Here is a 21017-nt window from a genome sequence, read left to right as displayed (position 1 = left end):
ACCGCTTCACCCGCCGGAGGCCTTCGTGTCCCACCCTAACGCCACCCTGACCCCGCGCACCCGGCTGCGACTCGCCCGCCTGGTCGTCGAACACGGTTGGACCCACGCTGAAGCGGCCAAGATGTTCATGGTCGCCGCCAAAACCGCCGCGAAATGGGCGCAGCGCTACCGGCTCGAGGGCGCGGCAGGGATGGCTGACCGCAGCAGCCGCCCCCACCACAGCCCGACCCGCACCCCCGAACACCTCATGCGGGCGATCGTGCGGCTGCGATGGCGCAACCGACTCGGCCCGGTCCAGATCGCCGGCCGGCTCAACGTCCCGGCTTCGACCGTGCACGCGGTGCTGGTGCGCTGCCGGATCAACCGTCTGTCCCGCATCGACCGGGTCACCGGCGAACCGCTGCGCCGCTACGAACACGACCATCCCGGCTCGCTGCTGCATGTCGATGTCACCAAGTTCGGCAACATCCCCGACGGCGGCGGGCACCGTTACCTCGGCCGGCAGCAAGGCGAGCGCAACAAACGCGCCACGCCAGGCTTGCCCCGCGGTGCGGACTACAAGCCCCGCACCGGCACCGCGTTCGTGCACACCGTCATCGACGACCACTCCCGCGTCGCCTACGCCGAAATCCACACCGACGAAACCGCGGTGACTGCCACCGCTGTCCTGCGCCGGGCCGTGGCCTGGTTCGCCGATCTAGGCGTGACTGTCGAACGCGTGTTGTCCGACAACGGCTCGGCCTACCGGTCCCACGCTTGGCGCGACACGTGCGCCGAGCTGGGCGTTATCCCGAAACGGACCCGGCCTTACCGGCCTCAAACGAACGGCAAGATCGAACGTTTCCACCGGACCCTGGCCGACGGGTGGGCCTACGCCCGCTTCTACCCGTCCGAGAGTCTGCGGCGGGCGGCGCTACCGGGCTGGCTGCACTTCTACAATCACCATCGACCCCACAGCGCAACCGGCGGCAAGCCGCCGGTCACCCGGCTGACCAACCTCCCCGGACATCACACCTAGGTCAAGACGCGGTGGTCGCCGGTGTAGAGGTTCATCGAGTCGCCGCGCAGGAAGCCGATGAGGGTCATGCCGTTCTCCTCGGCCAGTTCCACCGCCAGCGATGACGGCGCGGACACCGCGGCCAGCAGGCCGATGCCCGCCATCGCGGCCTTCTGCACCAGTTCGAACGACGCGCGCCCGGACACCAGGAGGCCGTAGCCGGGCGCGGGCACCCGGCCCTCCAGCACCGCCCAGCCGAGCACCTTGTCGACCGCGTTGTGCCGTCCGACGTCTTCGCGGACGACCGCGAGTTCGCCGTCCGGGGCGAACAGCGCCGCCGCGTGCAGGCCGCCGGTGCTGGCGAAGACCTTCTGCCGGGCACGCAGCGCGTCCGGCAGGCCGGCCAGCGTCTCGCTCTTCACGGCGAAGGCCGCGCCGGCGGGGGAGAAGCGGGTCTTGAGCTTGACCGCGTCGAGCGCGGCCTTGCCGCAGACACCACACGAAGAGGTGGTGTAGAAGTTCCGCTCGACGCCGGTGTCCGGCGGGGCCACGCCGTCGGCCAGCGCGATGTCGAGGACGTTGTAGGTGTTGCGGCCCTGGTCGTCGACGCCGTCGCAGTAGCGGGCGACGGCGATGTCCGCACGGCCGCCGATCACGCCTTCGGACAGCAGGAAGCCGTGGGCCAGCTCGACGTCGTGGCCGGGCGTGCGCATGGTGACGGCGAGCGCCTTGCCGCCGACCCGCAGCTCCAGGGGCTCTTCGGCGGCGAGCGCGTCGGGACGGCGCCGGTCCCCGGTCGCGGAAATCCGCCGGACCGGCCTGCGCACGGTCACCCTGCCCATCTCTGACACCTTTCGCCGCCCGGAAGTTCGACACCCGTATGGTGCAACGCCGGGTATTTAGTAATACATTCCCTCCATCATCCCCAGAGTACGGAGGGAACCGATGGCTCTCGGCTTCCTGGACCGGTCCCGGATCGTGGCGCCCCCGACGTGGACGCGGTGGCTGGTGCCGCCGGCGGCCCTCTCGGTGCACCTGTCGATCGGCCAGGCCTACGCGTGGAGCGTGTTCAAGACCCCGCTCGAGAAGACGATGCACCTCAACGGTACGCAGAGCTCGCTGCCGTTCCAGCTCGGCATCGTCATGCTCGGCCTGTCCGCGGCGTTCGGCGGCACGCTCGTGGAGAAGAACGGCCCGCGCTGGGCGATGTTCGTCTCGATGTGCTGCTTCGCCACCGGGTTCCTCGTTTCCGCGCTGGGCGTGGCGACCGGGCAGTTCTGGCTGGTCGTCGTCGGCTACGGCGGGATCGGCGGCATCGGGCTCGGCATCGGCTACATCTCGCCGGTGTCCACGCTGATCAAGTGGTTCCCCGACCGGCCGGGCATGGCCACCGGCATCGCGATCATGGGCTTCGGCGGCGGCGCGCTGATCGCGTCGCCGTGGTCGTCGTCGATGCTCGGCAGCGCGCCGACCGCCGGCACCATCGCGACGGCGTTCGTCGTGCACGGCGTCGTCTACGCGGTGTTCATGTCGATGGGCTGGCTGCTCGTGCGGGTGCCCGCCGAGGGCTGGAAGCCGGCCGGCTGGGAGCCGAAGACCGACCACGGCCGGGCGATGATCAGCACCGCGAACGTCTCGGCCGCCAACGCGATCAAGACGCCGCAGTTCTGGTGCCTGTGGGTCGTGCTGTGCTTCAACGTCACCGCGGGCATCGGGATCCTGGAGAAGGCGTCCCCGATGATCGTCGACTTCTTCAAGAGCACGCCGACGCCGGTCGGCACGGCCGCGGCGGCCGGGTTCGTCGCGCTGCTGTCGCTGTGCAACATGCTCGGCCGGTTCGTCTGGTCGTCCACTTCGGACCTGGTCGGGCGCAAGAACATCTACCGCACCTACCTCGGCGTCGGCGCGGTGCTGTACCTGGTGATCGCGTTGACGGAGAACTCGTCGAAGCTCGTGTTCATCCTGTGCGCGATGGTGATCCTGTCGTTCTACGGCGGCGGGTTCGCGACGGTCCCGGCCTACCTGAAGGACCTCTTCGGCACCTACCAGGTCGGCGCGATCCACGGCAGGCTGCTCACCGCGTGGTCGGTGGCCGGCGTGCTCGGCCCGCTGATCGTCAACCGGATCGCCGACAGCCAGAAGGCGGCGGGCAAGTCCGGGCCGGCGCTGTACGAGCTGTCGTTCTACATCATGATCGGCCTGCTGGTGGTCGGCTTCGTGGCCAACGAGCTGGTGCGCCCGGTCAAGGAGAAGTACCACGAGCCGGTCGCCGCGGCCGCGAGGAGTGAAGCCTGATGAGCGAGCCGTCGAAGCCCAACCGGACCCCGTTGATCGTGCTGACCTGGGCGTGGGTCGTGCTCCCGTTCGGGTACGGCGTGTACCAGCTGTTCCTGAAGCTGGTACAGCTTTTCGGATGAGCAAAGGAATTCTCGTCACCGGCGCGTCCCGCGGCATCGGGCGCGCGGTGGCCACGGCGTTCGCGGCGCGGGGAGATCGGGTGGCCGTCCACTACGGACACCGCGCCGCGGACGCCGAAGAAACGCTTTCCCAGCTGTCCGGCGAAGGACACCTGCTGATCGGCGGCGACCTCGCCGACCCGGAGGCGGCGCGGAAGCTCGCCGACGCCGCCGAAGCCGGGCTCGGCGGGGTCGACGTGCTGGTCAACAACGCCGCCGTCGCCACGTCGGCGGAGACCGCGCACCCGGTCGACGGCGTGTCCTACGCGGACTGGCAGCGGATCTGGCGGCGCACCCTCGACGTCAACCTCGTGGGCGCCGCGAACCTGAGCTACTGCGTCGCCCGGCACCTCATCGGGCGCGGCGTGCCCGGCCGGATCGTCAACATCGGGTCGCGCGGGGCGTTCAAGGGCGAGCCGGACCACCCGGCGTACGGCGCGAGCAAGGCGGCGCTGCACGCGCTCGGCCAGTCGCTCGCCGTTTCGCTGGCGCCGCACGGCATCTCCGTGACGGCGGTCGCGCCCGGCTTCACCGCCACCGAGCGCGTGGCGGACCGGATCGACGACGCCCTGCGCGCGCAGAGCCCGTTCGGGCGGGTCGGCACCCCCGAAGAGGTCGCCGCGGCCGTCGTCTACCTGGCGTCCGCGGAGGCGACCTGGGCGTCCGGCACGATCCTCGACCTCAACGGCGCCTCGCACCTGCGGATGTGACCTGCCTCACCGGTGCAGCACGACGGGCGCCGCGGGCGTCGATAGGGCGTGCATCCTCTGGGCAAGATCGTCGTCTCCGGGCTGGCGCTGGTCGTCTTCTGCGGCACGGCGTACGGCTACGTGAACTTCCAGGCGCTCGACGAGGTCACGCGCGACAGCGTGATCGACGCCGACGGCGGGACGAGCCCGGGGGAGCAGCCCGCCGACGGTTCGCTGGACGTCCTGCTCGTCGGCCGGGACGCCCGCACCGACCCCCAGGGCAACCCGCTGTCGCCGGACGTGCTCCGGGAACTGCGCGTCGGTGCCAACGGTGACGACCTCACCGACACCCTGATCGTGCTGCGGATCCCGAACGGGACCAAAGCGGTGAAAGCGTTTTCCATCCCGCGCGACAGCTACGTGTCGATGCCCGGCGGCAAGGGCAAGATCAACGCGGCGTTCGGGCGCGCGAAGGCCACCGAGGCGCGGCGGCTGCGCAATGCGGGGGAGACCGACAAGGCGAAGATCGACCAGAGCGCGCTCACGGCCGCGCGGCGCGCGACCCGGCAGGCGGTCGAGGACCTCACCGGCGTCAAGATCGACCACTTCGCCGAAGTCAACCTGCTCAGCTTCTCCGAGATCAGCAAGGCGGTCGGCGGCGTCGACGTCTGCCTGAAGGCGCCCACCCAGGACCGGAACTCGGGCGCGAACTTCCAAGCCGGGCCGCAGCGGATCTCGGGCGCGGACGCGCTCGCCTTCGTGCGGCAGCGCGACAACCTCCGGGGCGGCGACTTCGACCGCGTCCGGCGGCAGCAGGTCTTCCTCGCCGGGCTGGCGCGGCAGGTGCTGTCGGCGGGCACGCTGGGCGACCCCGGGAAGCTCTCGGACCTCATCGACGCGGTGAAGCGCTCGGTGGTGCTCGACTCCTCGTGGAACCTGCTCGACTTCGTCGGGCAGATGCGCGGGGTCAGCGGCGGCGGCATCCAGTTCGAGACGATCCCGATCGTCAACCCCGACTACCGGTACGACCCGGCCGACCGCCGCGCGACCGCGGTGCAGGTCGACCCGGCCGCGGTCAAGGCGTTCGCGGCGGGCTTGATCGGGCCGGCCGCCCCGCCGTCGTCGCCGGCGGCGCCGGGGCCCACCGTCGACGTCTCCAACGCGGGGCCGCGGGAGGGGCTCGCGGCGCGCGTGTCCGGTCTGCTGCGCGACAAGGGGTTCACCCCCGGCGCGACCGGCAACACGGCGACGCGGCGGACGTCGCTGGTCCGGTTCGGCCCCGACCTCGCCGACCGCGGCGCTGAGGTGGCCAAGCTGCTGGGCGGGCTCACGACGCAGCAGTCCGCGTCGGTGCCCGCCGGGCACATCGAGGTCGTGCTCGGCTCGGTGTACGCGGGTCCCGGCGCGGCGGACGGCGGGGGCGCCCCGGCCGCCGGCGACGACCCGATCACGTCGAGCGGAGTCGTCTGCGTGAATTGACCGCGCCCGGCGCAGGATTTCGTGAAATCGCGCGAAGTTTTTCCGCAAAGCACCGCAATGTTGTTTTCCGCCGACCGGACCACGGCGGACCACGCGGGTGACTGGTCTTGACGTTGCCTGCCTGGTGAGGCAGGGTGCGGTGACCGTCGGCGGCAGCACCGCGGGACGGACCGGAAAAGATCACCGGATCGGTGGCGAACCGGAAAGTCGATTTCACGAAATAGGGAAAGTCCGAAACCTATGCGCATCAGCGCCGCCCGCGGACGGTGGCTCCTCCCGGTGCTCGTTTCCGCAGTTCTGTGCGCGGGGTGCCAGTCGGCGTCCGGCACGGCGCACTACCCCGAGTCGATCGACGCGTGCAAGCTGCCCGGCGCGGACATCCGCGACCGGCTGGCCCCGGGGACCGTCGAAGTCCCGCCGGACTCGATCAAGACGGCCGAGGCGAAGGTGGTGCCGCAGGACCGCTCGACCGAGGGCAACGAGCTCACCGGCTGCAAGCGCCTGTTCGCCCGCGACCTCGGCGGCGGCAAGCCGAACCCGCAGGACTACCGGGTCGTCACGATCGCCGTCGTGCGGTTCACCGACTCCGACACCGAGAACGCGGCGTCCCAGGCCACCCAGCTGATGACCGACGCGCTCGGCGACCACTCGGGCGTCCGCCTCGCCACCGGCGTCGGCGACGAGGCCGGCTTCTCCGAGCAGTGGGCCGCCGTCCGCTCCGGCAACGTCGTCCTGGGCCTGGCCATCGCCGACGGCGGCACGGAGGCCGCGCTGATCCCGCCGGCGACGCTCGACAACGTCCAGGCCGTGGTCACCGCCATGACCGACACCCTGCAGCGCGACTACCGGGGCTGAGGCCTGGTGCGCCGACCGCGAAACCGACTGTGGCGGCCGCGGGCTGAGTGCCGTGGCTGGTGCTCGGCCTGCGCGTGGGGCGATCGGTGGCAGAGCCGCCTGGTCGTGTGGTCCCGGCGCCGCGGGGATGTCATGAAAGGGTCGTTCATGGCGTCTGGTGAGGTGAACGATCCTTTCATGACATCGCGGATCGCCGGACCGGCCGCAGCGGCGCGTCAGGGCTGAGGCTCGAGCCGTACCACGATCGCCTTCGACACCGGCGTGTTCGACTTGTCCGCCACCGAGTCCAGCGGGACCAGCGCGTTCGCCTCGGGGAAGTACGCCGCCGCGCAGCCGCGGGCCGTCGGGTAGGCCACGACGCGGAACGCCGGGGCCCGGCGGTCGCCGTCGCGCCACTCGGAGACCAGGTCGACCAGCGCGCCGTCGGTCAGGCCGAGCGCCGCGATGTCGGCGGGGTTGACGAGCACGACCCGGCGGGCGTTCTCGATGCCGCGGTAGCGGTCGGAAAGGCCGTAGATCGTGGTGTTGTACTGGTCGTGGCTGCGCATCGTCTGCAGCAGCAGCCTGCCCTCGGGAGCCTGCGGGTACTGCAGCTCCGAGACCGTGAAGTTGCCCTTGCCGTTCGCGGTGCCGGTGAACTCGCGGGAGTCGCGCGGCGCGTGCGGCAGCACGAACCCGTCGGGCTCGCGGACGCGGCGGTTGTAGTCGTGGCAGCCCGGCACGACCCGCGAGATCCGGTCGCGGATCAGGTCGTAGTCGGTCTCGAACGTCCGCCACGGCACCGCGTGGCCCGCGCCGAACAGCTTTTCCGCGAGCCGGGCGACGATGGCGACCTCGGAGAGCAGGTGCTCGCTCGCCGGCGCGAGCCGGCCGCGGGAGGCGTGCACCTGCGACATCGAGTCCTCGACCGTGACGAACTGCTCGCCGCTCGCCTGGACGTCCCGCTCGGTGCGCCCGAGCGTCGGCAGGATCAGCGCGGTGCGGCCGTGGACGACGTGCGACCGGTTCAGCTTCGTCGAGACGTGGACGGTCAGCGAGCACGACTCGAGCGCCTTCTCGGTGGCGTCCGTGTCCGGTGTCGCGGCGGCGAAGTTGCCGCCGACGGCGAAGAAGACCTTGCCCCGGCCGTCGCGCATCGCGCGGATCGCGTCGACGGTGTCGAGGCCGTGCTCGCGCGGGACGTCGATGCCGAACTCGGTGGCGAGGGCGTCCAGGAAGGACTGCGGCATCTTCTCCCAGATGCCCATCGTCCGGTCGCCCTGGACGTTCGAGTGCCCGCGCACCGGGCACAGGCCCGCGCCCGGCTTGCCGATCATCCCGCGCATCAGCGCCAGGTTCGCGATCTCGGAGATCGTCGGCACGGCGTGCTTGTGCTGCGTCAGGCCCATCGCCCAGCAGTAGATCGTCCGCTCGGACGACGCGATCATCCGCGCGACGCGCTCGATCTGCTCGCGCGGCAGCCCGGTGGCGCGCTCGACCTCGGGCCAGTCGATCTCCCGCAGGTGCTTCGCGTAGTCGTCGAAGCCTTCCGTGGCCCGCGCGACGAACTCGCGGTCGACGATCGCGCCCGGCGCCTCCTCGTCCCAGGCGAGCAGCAGGTGCCCGACGGCCTGGAACAGCGCCAGGTCGCCGCCCAGGCGGATCTGGGCGAACTCGTCGGCCAGGGGCGTGCCCTTGCCGACGACGCCGCGGACGTTCTGCGGGTTCTTGAACCGCATCAACCCGGCTTCGGGCAGCGGGTTCACGGCGATGACCTTGGCGCCGCGGCCCTTGGCGACTTCGAGCGCCGAGAGCATCCGCGGGTGGTTGGTGCCCGGGTTCTGCCCGACGACGACGATCAGGTCGGCCTGGTGGATGTCGGCCAGGCTCACCGAGCCCTTGCCGACGCCGGTGGTGGCCGACAGCGCCGCGCCCGAGGACTCGTGGCACATGTTGGAGCAGTCCGGCAGGTTGTTGGTGCCGAAGGAACGCACCATCAGCTGGTAGAGGAACGCGGCCTCGTTGCTGGTGCGGCCGGAGGTGTAGAAGAACGCCTCGTTCGGGTCGGTCAGCGCCTTCAGCTCGCCGGCGACGAGCTCGAACGCGTCGTCCCAGGAGATCGGCTCGTAGTGCGTCGCGCCTTCGCGCAGCACGAACGGCTCGGTGATCCGGCCCTGCTGGCCGAGCCAGTAATCGGTCTTGGTCCTCAGCTCGCGGACGGGGTGCTTCGCGAAGAAGCCGCGGTCCACCCGCCGTTTCGTGGCCTCCTCGGCGACGGCCTTGGCGCCGTTTTCGCAGAACTCGGCCAGCTTGCGCTTCTCGCCGTCGACCTCGCGCGGTTCCGGCCACGCGCAGCCCGGGCAGTCGAAACCCTCGCGCTGGTTCAGCAGCCGCAGCGCCTTGATCGTCCGGCCGGTGCCCAGCTGCTCGACGCTGCGCGCGAGCGACACGGCGACCCCGGGTATCCCGGCCGCCCAGCCCTTCGGCTTGCCCACCTCGAGGCGGGTCTCGTCCACGTCCTGCGCCGGCGCTTCACGGGTCATGCGCCCATCGTCCGCCTCGATGATCGCGACCGCTAACAGGGGGTGGCCCACCCGCCCGGCGCGCCACTTTCTCCAGGAAAGATGCGTCGCCTCACGCTGCGGTGCGCACTTTCCCTAGGAAAGATGCGTCGCCTCACGCCGATTTCACCTTGGCGGCGCGCAGGCCGCGGTCGGCGACGGTGACGACGAGCAACAGGGCGCTGATGACGACCAGCGCGACGGCCAGCCGGTGCAGCCCGGCGGAATCCGCGTGCGGGCCGTAGCAGAGGGCGATGAGCGTCGAGGCCACGATCGCGCCGAGGTACTGGGCCGTGCGGAAGAGACCGCTCGCGGTGCCCATCTGCTCGGCGGGCGCCTCACCGTAGAGCGTCGTCTGGTTCGCGACGCTGGTCAGGCCCTGCGCCAGGCCGAACAACGCGGCCAGCGCGAGCAGCGCGCCGGACCCCGTGCCGTCGTGGACGAACAGCAGCAGCGCCGAGCCGCCGGCCAGCGCGACCGCCACCGTGACCAGCCGTGCCTTGATCCCCGACGCGCGCCCGGAAAACGCCGCGGCGCAGACCGCCGTGCCCGACATCGGCAGCAGCATCAGCCCGGCGGCCTCCTCGGACAGCCGGCGCGTGGTTTCGAGCCATTGGACGTAACCGAACATGATCGCGTAGATGGCCATGAAGCTCAGCGCCTGCCGCAGGTAGGTGCGCAGGATCGCCCCGTTGGCCGCGAGCATCCGCAGGTCGAGGAAGGGGTGGTCGCGCCGCAGCTCGACGAGGGCGAACGCGGTGCCGAAGGCGGCGACGACGGCGAGCAGCCACGCCTCGGCACCCGGGTCCATCAGGAAGAACAGCAGCGCCAGCAGCGTCGCGGAGAACAGCGCGATGCCGAGCACGTCGATCCGGGTCGCGGTGCGCGCGCCGCCGTCGTTCGCCGGCACCCACAGCAGCGTCAGCACCAGCGAAAGCCCGGCGAGCGGGATGTTGACGGCGAAGATCGCCGGCCAGCCGAAGAGCCCGATCAGCACGCCGCCCAGCGTCGGGCCGATCACCATCACCGTCTGCGCGGACATCGACAGCACCGAAAGCACGCGGGCGGGCACGCCCTGGCCGTTCGCCTCGGCGTGGTGGCGGAGCACGGCCATCGCGGCCGGGAACCCGGCGCACGTGCCGAGGCCGAGCACCACCCGCACGCCCGTCAGCCAGCCGACCGAGAGCGGGATCATCCCCGCGATCCCGGCGACGATCACCAGCGTCGCGCCGGCCAGCAGCACGCGGCGGGCGCCGTAGCGGTCGACGAGCAGCCCGACCACCGGCTGCCCGACCGCGGTGGCGAGGTACAGGGCCGAGATCAGCCAGGCGGTCTGGCCGGGCCCGGCGCCGAAGCTCTGCCCGATCGGCACGAGCGCGACGGCGATGAGGGTGGAGTTGATCGGGTTGAGCACCGCGCCTGCCACCAGCGGGGTGACCAGGCGGGCGCCGAACTTGGCGGGGGCGGTGACGGTGGTCGTGGGGCTTCCCTTCAGTGCTGGGCCACGCGCTGCAGCAGCGGCAGCGCGCGCGTGACGGTGTCGAGCTCGGCGGGGGACAGCTCGTCCAGCAGCGCCTGGGCCAGCCACTCTTCGCGGTGCTGGAGGATGCCGCGCACGGTGTCGCGGCCGGCGGGGGACAGGCTGATCACCACGCGCCGCCGGTCGGCGGGATCGGGTGTGCGGGCGAGGTAGCCGAGCTCGTCGAGCACGCCGAGGGTGGCGGCCATCGACTGCTGCCGCACGTGCTCGGCGGCGGCCAGCTCACCCTGGGTGGCCGGGCCCGCCCGGTGCAGCCGGTTGAGCACGGCGGACTGCGACGGCGTGAGGATCCCGGCGTTGTCGACCTGGCGCAGCCGCCGGTGCAGCTGCCCGACGACGCCGCGGAGCCAGCCGGCGCTCTCGGCCACGTGCGGAGGTACTTCGCCCATGCACACAGTTTAACTGTGCAGTCCAGGCTGTGTATTCGGTTGTGACGCATCCCGCTCCCGGGACGCGGGTCGTCAGTGGCAGCCGTCGAGGGTCGGCACCGGGTACTTCGGGTCGTAGTAGCCGGGCGCGTCCTGGTCACCGGCCGACGGGCCGGCCGGCGGGTTCGCGTAGCCGGGCGCCAGGAAGCCTTCCCGCGCCGCGGCGCAGCCGACCGACGAGGTCGCGCTCTGGCCGCCGTCGAGCCACAGGCCCTGGCTGCTCTTCGCGACGCGCGAGCCGGTGGCGACGACGTAGGCCTCGTCGACGCGCAGGAAGCTGACGATCTGGTTCGGGCTGGTCAGCGTCTCCGGGTGGACGTTGTCGAAGGCGTAGGCGACGACGTACTTGGCGTCGACGGTCAGCTCACCGGGCTTCCCGCCGGCCCGCGCGGTGAGCGTGCCGAACGTGCGGGGGCCGGCGTCGAGCAGGTGGTAGCCGTCGGCGATCTCGGTCAGGTAGGAGTCGAAGCCGGCCTGGTCCTTCGCCGCCTTCCCGGCCAGCCGCGGCGCCAGCTGCTCGCGCTGGTCCGGGGCGAAGAGCGCGAGAAAGGCCTTCGGATCGTGCGAGAACAGCACCGCGGGGTCGAGGCGGGCGGCGGTGATCGCCTGCCGGGTCTTCGCGTAGGCATCCGCGACCGCTTCGGCCTTGAAGGCGCCGACCGGCGCGGCGGCGGGCGAGGTGATGCCGTCGAGGCCCTTCGGCCAGTTCTGGGCCGGAGTGCCGTCGTACGGCCGGGCCAGGTCGACGTGGGCGAACTGCGCCACCTGCGTCGGGTTCGGCGGTGCGGCCACCGGGGCCGGCCGGCGCCCGACGTACACGATCGCCGCGGTGGTCACCGCGAGGATCAGCACGAACACGGCGAAGATCCACCAGCGGCGCCGGGGCTTCCGCGCGCTGCGCCTCTGCTGCTTCCGGAACTGCTTGCGGTCCTTCTTGGCGCCCAGCCAGGCGTCCGTCTGCGCGTGCTTGCGCCACTCCGGGTCCATCAGGTCCGGGTGCGAGTCGAGCAGGTTGTCGTCGTCCACGTGCTTCCCCCAAGGTCGATGCCTGATCATCGACGGCGGGGACCGGGCGTTACGACCCGAAGAAGACGAACGGGTCTTCGTTGACGCCGACACCCTGGATCTGGTGCACGATGAGCGCCGCGGCGACCAGGCCGGCCACGACGAGCAGGGCCAGCACGCCCGGCCAGCGGCTCTGCCCGGGACGCTGGAAACCGCCCGCGCGCTGCTCTCGCTTGCGGCGCTTCTTGAGGTCCTTCTTGGCGCCCAGCCAGGCGTCCCGCTCGGCGTACTTCTGCCAATCCGGGTTCATCAGGTCCGGGTGCGTCTCGAGGCGCCGGTCGTCCGGATCATGCGGCTGCTGAGGCTGTGCCATCCCGAGTGCCTTCCCCCTGGGTGACCCGCCGTGACGGGTTCGTAGACTTGTCCATTGTGACCGAGAACGCTCCGCAGCAGACCACCGACCTTCCGGGTGCCTGGGACCCGGCCGCCGAGGAAGCACCGATGTACGACCGCTGGGTAGCGGCCGGGTACTTCACGGCCGACGCCTCGTCGGGGAAGCCGCCGTTCTCGATCGTACTGCCGCCGCCGAACGTGACCGGTTCGCTGCACATGGGGCACGCGCTCAACCACACCCTGATGGACGCGATGAGCCGCCGCCGCCGGATGCAGGGCTACGAGGTGCTGTGGCTGCCGGGCATGGACCACGCGGGCATCGCGACGCAGAACGTCGTCGAGCGCCAGCTGGCCGGCGAGGGCCTTTCCCGCCACGACCTGGGCCGCGAGAAGTTCGTCGAGCGCGTCTGGGAGTGGAAGGCCGAGTACGGCGGCAAGATCCTGGGCCAGATGAAGCGCCTCGGCGACGGCGTCGACTGGTCGCGTGAGCGCTTCACCATGGACGAGAACCTGTCGAAGGCCGTCCAGACGGTGTTCAAGAACTTCTTCGACGAGGGCTTGATCTACCGCGCCGAGCGGATCATCAACTGGTGCCCGCGCTGCCAGACCGCGCTGTCGGACATCGAGGTCGACCACAACGACGACGACGGCGAACTCGTGTCGATCCGCTACGGCGACGGCGACGACGCCATCGTCGTGGCCACGACGCGCGCGGAGACGATGCTGGGCGACACCGCGGTCGCCGTCCACCCGGACGACGAGCGGTACGCGCACCTGGTCGGCACCGAGGTCGAGCTGCCGCTGACCGGCCGCCGCATCCCGATCGTGGCCGACAAGCACGTCGACCCCGAGTTCGGCACCGGTGCGGTGAAGGTCACCCCGGCGCACGACCCGAACGACTTCGAGATCGGCCGCCGCCACGACCTGCCGATGCTCACGGTGATGAACGAGAAGGCCGAGATCACGGTCCCCGGCCCGTTCGAGGGCCTCGACCGGTTCGAGGCGCGGCCGGCGGTGGTCGCGGCGCTGCGCGCGCAGGGCCGGATCGTCGCCGAGAAGCGCCCGTACGTCCACGCGGTCGGGCACTGCTCCCGCTGTGACACTGTTGTCGAGCCGCGGCTGTCGCTGCAGTGGTGGGTCAAGGTCGAGGAGCTGGCCAAGCTGGCCGGTGACGCGGTCCGCGACGGCCGCACCAAGATCCACCCGCCGGAGCTGGGCAAGCGGTACTTCGACTGGGTCGACAACATGCACGACTGGACGATTTCGCGCCAGCTGTGGTGGGGCCACCGCATCCCGGTGTACTACGGCCCGGACGGTGAAGTCGTCTGCGTCGGCCCGGACGAGCAGCCGCCGTCGGGCGAGGGCTGGACGCAGGACCCGGACGTGCTGGACACGTGGTTCTCGTCGGGCCTGTGGCCGATGTCGACACTGGGCTGGCCGTCGTCCTCGGACGATCTGGCCAAGTTCTACCCGACGAGCGTGCTCTCGACCGGCTACGACATCCTGTTCTTCTGGGTCGTCCGGATGATGATGTTCGGCGTGCACCAGATGCAGGGGAAGCAGCCGTTCGACCACGTGTACCTGCACGGCCTGATCCGGGACGCGAACGGCAAGAAGATGTCGAAGTCGCGCGGCAACGTGATTGACCCGCTGGAGTGGATGGACGCGTACGGCGCGGACGCCACCCGCTTCACCCTGGCCCGCGGCGCGAACCCGGGCGCGGACATGGCACTGGCCGACGAGTGGGCGGCGGGCTCCCGCAACTTCTGCACGAAGCTGTGGAACGCCACGAAGTTCGCGATGATGAACGGGGCTTCGGTCGCTTCCGCTCTTCCGCCTGCCGCCAACCTGACGGAAGCGGACCGCTGGATCCTGGGCCGCCTGGGCGCGCTGGTGTCCGAAGTGGACGGCCTGTTCGAGGACTTCCAGTTCGCGAAGGTGGCGGGCGCGCTCTACCAGTTCACCTGGAACGAGCTGTGCGACTGGTACCTGGAGCTGGCGAAGGTCCAGCTGTACCAAGGCGATGACGCGCGAGTCGCCGCGACCCGGTCCGTCCTGGGCCACGTGCTGGACACGGTGCTCCGGCTGCTGCACCCGTTCATCCCGTTCATCACGGAGAAGCTCTGGACGGCGCTGACCGGCGGCGAGTCGCTGGTGATCGCTTCGTGGCCGTCCGCTCCCGCGGGCTATGCCGATTCCGTGGCCGACGCGCGGATCGCGGACGTCCAGAAGCTGGTGACGGAGATCCGCCGCTTCCGCGCCGACCAGGGCCTGAAGCCGGGCCAGAAGGTGGCGTCCCGCCTGGCGGGCTACACCGGCGGCCACGAAGAGGCGGTCCGGTCCCTGGTGCGCCTGACCCCGCCGGCCGACGAGTTCGCGGCCAGCGCGTCCCTCGAGGTGGCCCTGGCGGACGGCGTGGTGACGGTGGAGCTGGACCTCTCGGGCACGGTCGACGTCGCGGCCGAGCGCAAGCGTCTGCAGAAGGACCTGGCGGCGGCCCAGAAGGAGCTGACGCAGACGGAAGCGAAGCTGGGCAACGAGGCGTTCATCGCGAAGGCCCCGGCCCCGGTGATCGACAAGATCAAGGTCCGCAAGGAAACGGCGGTCGCGGACATCGACCGCATCACCGCCCGCCTGGCGGCCCTGCCGGCTTCCTGAGGTCGTTGGCGAAGCCCGGTGCTCCTTCGGGAGTACCGGGCTTCTCCGTACCCAGATCGTGGCTGGCCCAAGCTGTCGGAATCGTTTTGGGCGACTGTCCTGTTACGACTAGTGCTCCGTCAGAGTGAAGGCGGGCTGTAGCCCGCAACACAGCGACCCGGTCGAGCGAATCATGCGGCACTACGTCAGGGCTTGGACGCCGGCGTGCGCGGTTCTCGGCCTTCGACCTCGCGGAATCCGCCGACGTGGACGCTCGAGGAGAGAGCTGTGCAGATCACGCTGAACCTGCTGCGGTCGGGCATCGAACTGAGCCGAGCGCTCCTGCGGGAGGCGACTCGGTTCCGAGAGATCGATGTGCACCCGCCGAATGTCGAAGGAGTGAACTGGCGGCTTTTCGTGCGGTCGAAACCAGCCAAGCCGGCCGCGTGGACCCAGAGCGTGGCGTCGATCGTTGTCGACCCATCTGGCTTGAGTCGGCTGAGAACACAGAGCAGCGCCGGGGTGCTCCTCGTCGGACTGCAAGATCGGGTCTTTGCCGTCACGTTCGGCACTGGTCACCACGCGCTTGAGCCTGTGACGGTCGAGCCGGGCTTCGGACTTAGGGTGACCGCCAATGTTGTCGCCCATGACAGGGTGACCAGCGCGAACACCAAGGGATTCAACCGGTCTGCGCGGAGCCAGAAAACGATCCTACCCGCCGCCAGTGCGTTCGCGGATCTCGGCGTCGAGCCGGCAGAGGAGTGGATCCGCCAACTCAGCGGGAGGGTCACCGACAACGCGTTTGCCTCGACTGTCGAGGGCTCCGACTCCTTGAGGCTGAACATCAAGGAGTTCTCGTTGCGCGGACTTCCCGTAAAACTGCACCAGATTATGTCTCATTACGAGAACGACGCGTACCGGGAGACATTTCCGTTCCTGGACAACTTCATCCGCCTAGGCAGGGATGATCCAGTTGTCGGAGGTCTAGACGCTGCAGTTGCCGAACTTGTCCGGAGTCGGGACGCATCTGTCGCGTTCGCGGCACCAGACCCCTTTGAGCAGCTCGCCATCCACCACTACCGCATCGGCTACTACCAGCACGTCGATCTGGACGAACTGACCACGGATTCGGTCTACGAGGTGCTCGAGGAATTCGAGCAGTACGACGACGTGCTGCAGAAGGTCAAGGTTCGTGCACTCAACGAGGACAGCGAGGATGTCGACCGGAGATACAGCCTCTACGACTACGTCCAGGTCGAGGTGGATCACGCTGATGGGGGCCGCTACGCTTTGACATCCGGTTCCTGGTTCCGGATCGATCGTGACTACCTCGCCGAGGTGGATGAGTACGTCGAAGGCATGGCAGACCTAACCGCGGACCTCGACCTGGCGGACTGGGATCCGGCGGCGTTGAAACCCAAGAAGAAGTCCGACACCGCTGAGGGGTTGTACAACGAACGACTGGCGCGTGACCGCAAGTGGCAGTTGCTCGACAAGGAGAATCTTGTGTACAGCCGTTACCAGCGGATCGAGGTTTGCGATGTTCTCACGCCGGATCGTCAGTTGCTTTGCGTCAAGAACGCGACAAAGTCGAGCACGCTGTCCCACCTGTTCGCGCAGGGCAGTGTGTCGGCGTCCTCGATGCACGAAGCCAAGTACCAAAACCACCTGATGGGATTCATGCGTCGACTGGACCGCTCAGCGCAGTACGGGCGCCGAGAGGACTGGACGTTCGTGTACGCGATCGCCACCGCGAAGCTCGGCCCCGTCGGAAAGTCGCTGTTCTTCTTCAGCAAGCTCAATCTCGTGATCCACGCCCGTCAGATCGAAGCGTTGGGCTACCGAGTCGCTCTCGCCAAAATACAGATGGTTTGATCGACAGGTCAGCCGGCCTCGGTTTCGCGGGCCGCTTCGATCAAGGCCACCACCTCCGGGGTCACGCGGCGGTCCGCCGGGGTCGCCAGGTACGCCGGCATCCGCGGCGAAGGATCGCGCAACGGCCGGAACACCACGCCCGGTACCGGCAGCAGGTTCGCGTGCGCCCGGTAGAACACCGTCCAGTGGGGCCGCCCGAAGCCCAGTGTGCCCAACGTGTCCTGCGCCGTCGTGAAATCCTTGCCCAGCAGCGGTGCGAACCCGGCTTCGCGGCAGCACTCGACGACCAGATCGTGCAACGGCGGGTTCCGCGACCGGGCCGGGAGCCGCACCGGCAACGAAGCCAGCTCGGCGAACGCGACCTCGTCCGAAGCCGCCAGCGGGTGTGCGGCAGGCAGGGCTGCCAGGACCTCGTCCGTCCACAAGGGAGTGAAGTCGAGCCCGGAAAACGGCCACGAGCCCCGCACGATGGTCGCGGACAACGAGCCGTCCCGGACGCGCTGAAGCCGCTGCGAAGTCGGCGCGTGGACCAGCTCCAAGGCCGCCGAAGGCGCCAGCCGGGCGAAGGCGCTCAGCAACGCGTCCAGCCGGTCGCCCAGACCCTCGCTCGTCCCCAGCCGGACCACCGGCCCGGCGGCGCGGAACTCCGCCACCGAATCCGCCGCCCGGTCGGCCGCCGCCAGAACCGCTCGCGCGTGCGGCAGGAACCGCTGCCCGGCCTCCGACAAGACCACCGATCGCGTCGTGCGCAGGAGCAGCTCGACCGCCAGCTCCCGCTCCAGCCGCCGCACCTGCTGGCTCACGGCCGGCTGGACGATGTGCAGCCGCTCCGCCGCGCGGCCGAAGTGCAGCTCCTCGGCCACCGTCACGAAGTACCTGAGCTGGCGAAGCTCCACGAGACCCCCATTCATCACCGTTCGTGATGAGTGTAGGAGCGGACTGCCCCTCGAAGCGCGCGCCCGGAAAAACGATGCTCGAGCCATGCCTTTCACCACCGTGAACCACATCCGGCTGCACTACGAAGACGCCGGCGCCGGGCCGGCCCTGCTGCTCCTGCACGGCTGGGGGACCAGCGGCCGCGTCTGGCAGTCGTGCCTGCCCGACCTCGTGCGCGACCACCGCGTCGTCACGCTCGACTGGCGCGGGTGCGGCCGCTCGGACCACCCGGCCGAGGGCAACACCATCGCCGGCGTCGCCGACGACCTCGCCGGCGTGATCGAGGCGCTCGGGATCCACCCCACCGTCGTCGGGTCCAGCATCGGCGGCGTCTTCGCCACCGAACTCGCGCTCGCCCGGCCCGAGCTGGTCGAGCGCGTCGTCGCCGTGGACAGCCCGGGCTACTGGCCGAGCACCGGCATGCTCGACAAGGTGCGTGACCTGCGCGAACGCCTCGTCGACGACCGTTTCGGCACGTTCGAGGACTGGGTGCCCCACTGGGTCGCGGGCGCCGCGCCCGGGCTCGTCGCGTGGACGATCCGCCAGCTGCTCGACTCCGGCGTCTACATCGACGAGCTCTTCACCGAGTGCACCACCTACGACCCGCGCCCGCGCCTCGGCGACCTGAAGGTCCCGATCACCTACCTGCACGGCGAGCTGGACGCCGAGATCCCCCTCGAAGTCCCGCGCACCTGCGCCGCCCTGACGCCCGGCGCGCGCGTGCACGTCCTCGCCGGCTGCGGGCACCTCCCGCACCAGGAGGACCCCCGCGCGTTCACCGCCGCCCTCCGCTCGATCATCTGAAGGAGCCCGACCCATGCCCGAAGTGACGCTCGGCACCACCACCGTCCACTACGACCGGACCGGCGACGGCCCCGCGCTGCTCCTGCTGCACGGCACCGCCGCCTCCCGCGAACAGTGGGGACCCCTCACGGCGCAAGCGCGGAACTTCACCGTCCTCGCCCCCGACTTCCCCGGCTCCGGCCTGACCACCGACGACGGCGGCCCGATCAGCGTCGAAGACCTCGCCGCCCAAGCCGAAGCCGTCCTGGACCACGCGGGTGTCGAGCGCGCCCACGTCGTCGGCCATTCCCTCGGCGCCGTCGTGGCGGCGCACCTGGCCGGTACCCGCCCCGACCGCGTCCGGACAGCGGTGCTGCACGCCGCCTGGCCCGTCACGGACACCCGGCAGGACGCCGAATTCCGCTTCTGGCTGGACCTGCTCGAAACCGGGTCCTTCGCGCGGCTGCTCCCGCTGATGGCCTTCGGCCCGCGCTACTGGGAGCAGGCGACCGCCGAGAGCAACGAACAGCTCGTCAAGACGCTCGACACGGTGATCCAGCCCGGCGCGGACCGCCAGGTCGAGACCGACCGCACCGTGGACCTGCGCCCGGTGCTCGGCGCGATCACGGCGCCGGTGCTGGTGCTCGGCAGCGCGCACGACCGGCTGGTCACGGCGGAGCAGCAGCGGGAGCTGGTCGCCGCGATCCCGGACGCACGCGCCGCCGAGATCGACGCGGGGCACGGGGCCCCGGTCGAGCTGCCGGACGAGTTCGCCCGGATCGTGCTGGAGTTCGTCAGCGCAACGCCCTGAGCACCACCCCCGCCACGCCGGCCATGCCCGCCTTGAAGGGGTGGTAGGCGGCCGCCTCGAAGACGTTCTGGTCCTTCCCGTTGATCCACGCCGCGCCGCCGCGCGCGCACGCGTCGTGGCCGCGGGACGGGCCGAACGTGTCGACGAACTCCGTCGCGCCGTCCGCGTCCGCGGCGTCGGACAGCGTGGCGTTCAGCTTCTCCTCGACGCCGTTCAGCCACGCGTAGTCGCCGTCGGCGAACGGCAGCACGTCCGGGCAGTAGCCCCTGTCCGGCGCGATCCGCGGGTAGCCGACCAGCACGACCCGCGCCTTCGGCGAGCGCTCGTGGATCGCGGCGAGCACCGCCTCCACCCGCGGCCCGATGTTGTCGATCGCCGAGCCGATCGCGCCCTTGAAGTGCTCTTCGCAGGGGTTGCCCGTCGGGTCGCTCGCCCGCAGGCCCGGGCACGTCGAGGTCAGGCTGCCGAAGATGCCGTAGTCGTTGCCGCCGATGCCGAGGGTGACCAGGTCGGTGTCGATCCGCAGCGCGCCCAGCTGCGGCGGGTTGGTGCCGTTGAACGGCACGCCCTGCGGCCGCGTCAGGTTCGTGGTGTCCGCCCCGGCGCAGCTGACGTCGGTGAACCGGCCGGCGTGCAGCGCGGCGGCCAGCACCGACGGGTAGTTCGCGGTGGACCGCCCGCAGCCGAGCGGGTCGAGCCGCTGGGTGGGGATGAACGGCCCGGAGGTGTAGGAGTCGCCGAGGGCGACGTAGCTGCCGACGGTCGCCGCGGACGCCGGAGACGCCACAGCGGCCGACGCCGGCAGCAGGATCGCTGCCGAGACGACGGCGGTGAGCAGCCGGGTGATGCGCATGAAGACCCCGTTCTCGCTGGTGGAAACGTTGCCTCCACATCTAGCGAGTACCGGTCGGCGACGGGGATGAACTTCACCCGCCAGTCGGGTCACCCACGCCGTGCTCACGGTAAGTGATCAACGTGCGCCAGAAGAACAGCGGCCGCACGGTGCTCCCGGGCAGCAGCCGGGCCGCCTCGCGGCGCACTTCGGCCATCGTGGGGAAGTCGTCGACCACCGGGGCCTTCGGGCCGTCCTCGGGGCCGCCGTTCAACCGCTCGCCCGCGTAGACGACCAGCCGGGCGAGCGCGTTGACCGGCACCGCCGCGATCGCCCGTGCCCAGTCCACCGGCGTGCTCGGTCGCGCCAGACCCAGCACCACGAGCACCCCGCCGGGCACGAGCGCGCGACGCAGCTTCGCGAGCGTCTCGAACGGCATGTGGTGCAGGGACGCCAGGCAGGAGATGTAGTCGTAGTGGGCTTCGGGCAGGGCGTCGGTGGTGACGTCGGCCTGCCGGTAGACGATCTCGCCGGGTCCCGGCGAGCCGAGCCCCGCGGCCGCTTCGACCATCGCGGCCGACACGTCGACCGCCTCCACCGCCATCCCGGTCGCGGCCAGCCGCCGCGCGAACCGGCCGGTGCCGCAGCCGACGTCCAGCGCGATGCCCGGTCCCGGCGGCAGCAGGTCCAGCAGCAGCGGGTGGTAGTGGTCGTTGTGGTTGAACGGCATGCGTCGAGAGTGCCACCCGCCACGCACGTAG

Annotated in this window: 19 protein-coding genes; 10 read left to right on the top strand and 9 right to left on the bottom strand. The window is 70.6% G+C overall.

Annotated features, from left to right (window positions below; all coding sequences use genetic code 11):
• The first annotated feature begins 25 nt into the window (after window positions 1–25).
• Complete coding sequence (locus EIY87_RS38080; RefSeq protein WP_125314787.1) at window positions 26–1018, top strand: IS481 family transposase; 993 nt, start codon at window positions 26–28, stop codon at window positions 1016–1018.
• On the opposite strand, the gene fdhD is transcribed toward EIY87_RS38080, so the two are convergent.
• Window positions 1015–1839: a formate dehydrogenase accessory sulfurtransferase FdhD gene (gene fdhD, locus EIY87_RS38075; protein ID WP_125314786.1), complete on the bottom strand. Its 825-nt coding sequence runs from the start codon at window positions 1837–1839 to the stop codon at window positions 1015–1017. The genes EIY87_RS38080 and fdhD overlap by 4 nt on opposite strands.
• 103 nt (window positions 1840–1942) lie before the next feature.
• Here fdhD and EIY87_RS38070 point away from each other — a divergent pair, with 103 nt between their 5' ends.
• The 5 genes from EIY87_RS38070 to EIY87_RS38055 all read left to right on the top strand — a co-directional run bounded on the left by EIY87_RS38070 (window position 1943) and on the right by EIY87_RS38055 (window position 6476).
• On the top strand, window positions 1943–3292 hold the full coding sequence (locus tag EIY87_RS38070) for an L-lactate MFS transporter (RefSeq protein ID WP_125314785.1): 1350 nt from the start codon (window positions 1943–1945) through the stop codon (window positions 3290–3292).
• Window positions 3292–3414, top strand: coding sequence for an MFS transporter small subunit (locus EIY87_RS49060; protein ID WP_255481977.1), 123 nt, complete (start codon window positions 3292–3294; stop codon window positions 3412–3414). The genes EIY87_RS38070 and EIY87_RS49060 overlap by 1 nt, the downstream gene beginning before the upstream one ends.
• Window positions 3411–4163, top strand: a complete 753-nt coding sequence (locus EIY87_RS38065) for an SDR family NAD(P)-dependent oxidoreductase (protein WP_125314784.1) — start codon at window positions 3411–3413, stop codon at window positions 4161–4163. Before EIY87_RS49060 ends, EIY87_RS38065 begins: the two co-directional genes overlap by 4 nt.
• A gap of 48 nt (window positions 4164–4211) precedes the next feature.
• On the top strand, window positions 4212–5621 hold the full coding sequence (locus EIY87_RS38060) for an LCP family protein (protein WP_125314783.1): 1410 nt from the start codon (window positions 4212–4214) through the stop codon (window positions 5619–5621).
• A gap of 279 nt (window positions 5622–5900) precedes the next feature.
• Window positions 5901–6476 (top strand): hypothetical protein, encoded by a 576-nt coding sequence (locus EIY87_RS38055; protein ID WP_225440300.1) that lies wholly within the window; start codon window positions 5901–5903, stop codon window positions 6474–6476.
• A gap of 215 nt (window positions 6477–6691) precedes the next feature.
• Here the strand turns inward: EIY87_RS38055 and EIY87_RS38050 are convergent, their stop codons facing one another.
• From EIY87_RS38050 to EIY87_RS38030, 5 genes are all read right to left on the bottom strand, one after another.
• Window positions 6692–8998, bottom strand: coding sequence for an FdhF/YdeP family oxidoreductase (locus EIY87_RS38050; RefSeq protein ID WP_125314782.1), 2307 nt, complete (start codon window positions 8996–8998; stop codon window positions 6692–6694).
• Between the two features lie 133 nt (window positions 8999–9131).
• Window positions 9132–10442 (bottom strand): MFS transporter, encoded by a 1311-nt coding sequence (locus EIY87_RS38045; protein WP_125314781.1) that lies wholly within the window; start codon window positions 10440–10442, stop codon window positions 9132–9134.
• 65 nt (window positions 10443–10507) lie between these two features.
• Entirely contained in the window at window positions 10508–10945 is a 438-nt protein-coding gene (locus EIY87_RS38040) for a MarR family winged helix-turn-helix transcriptional regulator (protein ID WP_125314780.1), read from the bottom strand.
• A 72-nt stretch (window positions 10946–11017) separates the two neighbouring features.
• Entirely contained in the window at window positions 11018–12010 is a 993-nt protein-coding gene (locus EIY87_RS38035; protein ID WP_191984414.1) for a hypothetical protein, read from the bottom strand.
• 49 nt (window positions 12011–12059) lie between these two features.
• Entirely contained in the window at window positions 12060–12362 is a 303-nt protein-coding gene (locus EIY87_RS38030; RefSeq protein ID WP_125314778.1) for a hypothetical protein, read from the bottom strand.
• Between the two features lie 56 nt (window positions 12363–12418).
• Between EIY87_RS38030 and EIY87_RS38025 the strand changes: the two genes are divergently transcribed.
• Window positions 12419–15040, top strand: coding sequence for a valine--tRNA ligase (locus tag EIY87_RS38025; protein WP_125314777.1), 2622 nt, complete (start codon window positions 12419–12421; stop codon window positions 15038–15040).
• Between the two features lie 267 nt (window positions 15041–15307).
• On the top strand, window positions 15308–16894 hold the full coding sequence (locus EIY87_RS38020; protein ID WP_158641438.1) for a DUF6119 family protein: 1587 nt from the start codon (window positions 15308–15310) through the stop codon (window positions 16892–16894).
• An 8-nt stretch (window positions 16895–16902) separates the two neighbouring features.
• Here the strand turns inward: EIY87_RS38020 and EIY87_RS38015 are convergent, their stop codons facing one another.
• Window positions 16903–17790: a LysR family transcriptional regulator gene (locus tag EIY87_RS38015; protein WP_125314775.1), complete on the bottom strand. Its 888-nt coding sequence runs from the start codon at window positions 17788–17790 to the stop codon at window positions 16903–16905.
• Window positions 17791–17875: 85 nt separating this feature from the next.
• On the opposite strand from EIY87_RS38015, the gene EIY87_RS38010 reads away from it, so the two are divergent.
• Window positions 17876–18634, top strand: coding sequence for an alpha/beta fold hydrolase (locus EIY87_RS38010; protein ID WP_125314774.1), 759 nt, complete (start codon window positions 17876–17878; stop codon window positions 18632–18634).
• A gap of 13 nt (window positions 18635–18647) precedes the next feature.
• Window positions 18648–19424: an alpha/beta fold hydrolase gene (locus EIY87_RS38005; protein WP_125314773.1), complete on the top strand. Its 777-nt coding sequence runs from the start codon at window positions 18648–18650 to the stop codon at window positions 19422–19424.
• On the opposite strand, the gene EIY87_RS38000 is transcribed toward EIY87_RS38005, so the two are convergent.
• Together EIY87_RS38000 and EIY87_RS37995 are read right to left on the bottom strand one after the other, a co-directional pair.
• A complete protein-coding gene (locus EIY87_RS38000; RefSeq protein WP_125314772.1) occupies window positions 19408–20277 on the bottom strand; it encodes an SGNH/GDSL hydrolase family protein in 870 nt (289 codons plus the stop codon). The two genes, EIY87_RS38005 and EIY87_RS38000, sit on opposite strands and share 17 nt — an antisense overlap.
• 73 nt (window positions 20278–20350) lie before the next feature.
• Window positions 20351–20986: a class I SAM-dependent methyltransferase gene (locus EIY87_RS37995; protein ID WP_125314771.1), complete on the bottom strand. Its 636-nt coding sequence runs from the start codon at window positions 20984–20986 to the stop codon at window positions 20351–20353.
• Between the last annotated feature and the right edge of the window lie 31 nt (window positions 20987–21017).

This window comes from Amycolatopsis eburnea, from assembly GCF_003937945.1.
Classification (GTDB): domain Bacteria; phylum Actinomycetota; class Actinomycetes; order Mycobacteriales; family Pseudonocardiaceae; genus Amycolatopsis; species Amycolatopsis eburnea.
This window is presented reverse-complemented; position numbering and strand designations above follow the sequence as displayed.

What these genes read in the sequence shown, in the direction of transcription:
- EIY87_RS38030 (WP_125314778.1), bottom strand. Translation starts at nt 12,362, where the DNA reads ATGGCACAGCCTCAGCAGCCGCATGATCCGGACGACCGGCGCCTCGAG.
- EIY87_RS49060 (WP_255481977.1), top strand. Translation starts at nt 3,292, where the DNA reads ATGAGCGAGCCGTCGAAGCCCAACCGGACCCCGTTGATCGTGCTGACC.
- EIY87_RS38040 (WP_125314780.1), bottom strand. Translation starts at nt 10,945, where the DNA reads ATGGGCGAAGTACCTCCGCACGTGGCCGAGAGCGCCGGCTGGCTCCGC.
- EIY87_RS38050 (WP_125314782.1), bottom strand. Translation starts at nt 8,998, where the DNA reads ATGACCCGTGAAGCGCCGGCGCAGGACGTGGACGAGACCCGCCTCGAG.
- fdhD (WP_125314786.1), bottom strand. Translation starts at nt 1,839, where the DNA reads ATGGGCAGGGTGACCGTGCGCAGGCCGGTCCGGCGGATTTCCGCGACC.
- EIY87_RS38010 (WP_125314774.1), top strand. Translation starts at nt 17,876, where the DNA reads ATGCCTTTCACCACCGTGAACCACATCCGGCTGCACTACGAAGACGCC.
- EIY87_RS37995 (WP_125314771.1), bottom strand. Translation starts at nt 20,986, where the DNA reads ATGCCGTTCAACCACAACGACCACTACCACCCGCTGCTGCTGGACCTG.
- EIY87_RS38005 (WP_125314773.1), top strand. Translation starts at nt 18,648, where the DNA reads ATGCCCGAAGTGACGCTCGGCACCACCACCGTCCACTACGACCGGACC.
- EIY87_RS38000 (WP_125314772.1), bottom strand. Translation starts at nt 20,277, where the DNA reads ATGCGCATCACCCGGCTGCTCACCGCCGTCGTCTCGGCAGCGATCCTG.
- EIY87_RS38070 (WP_125314785.1), top strand. Translation starts at nt 1,943, where the DNA reads ATGGCTCTCGGCTTCCTGGACCGGTCCCGGATCGTGGCGCCCCCGACG.
- EIY87_RS38065 (WP_125314784.1), top strand. Translation starts at nt 3,411, where the DNA reads ATGAGCAAAGGAATTCTCGTCACCGGCGCGTCCCGCGGCATCGGGCGC.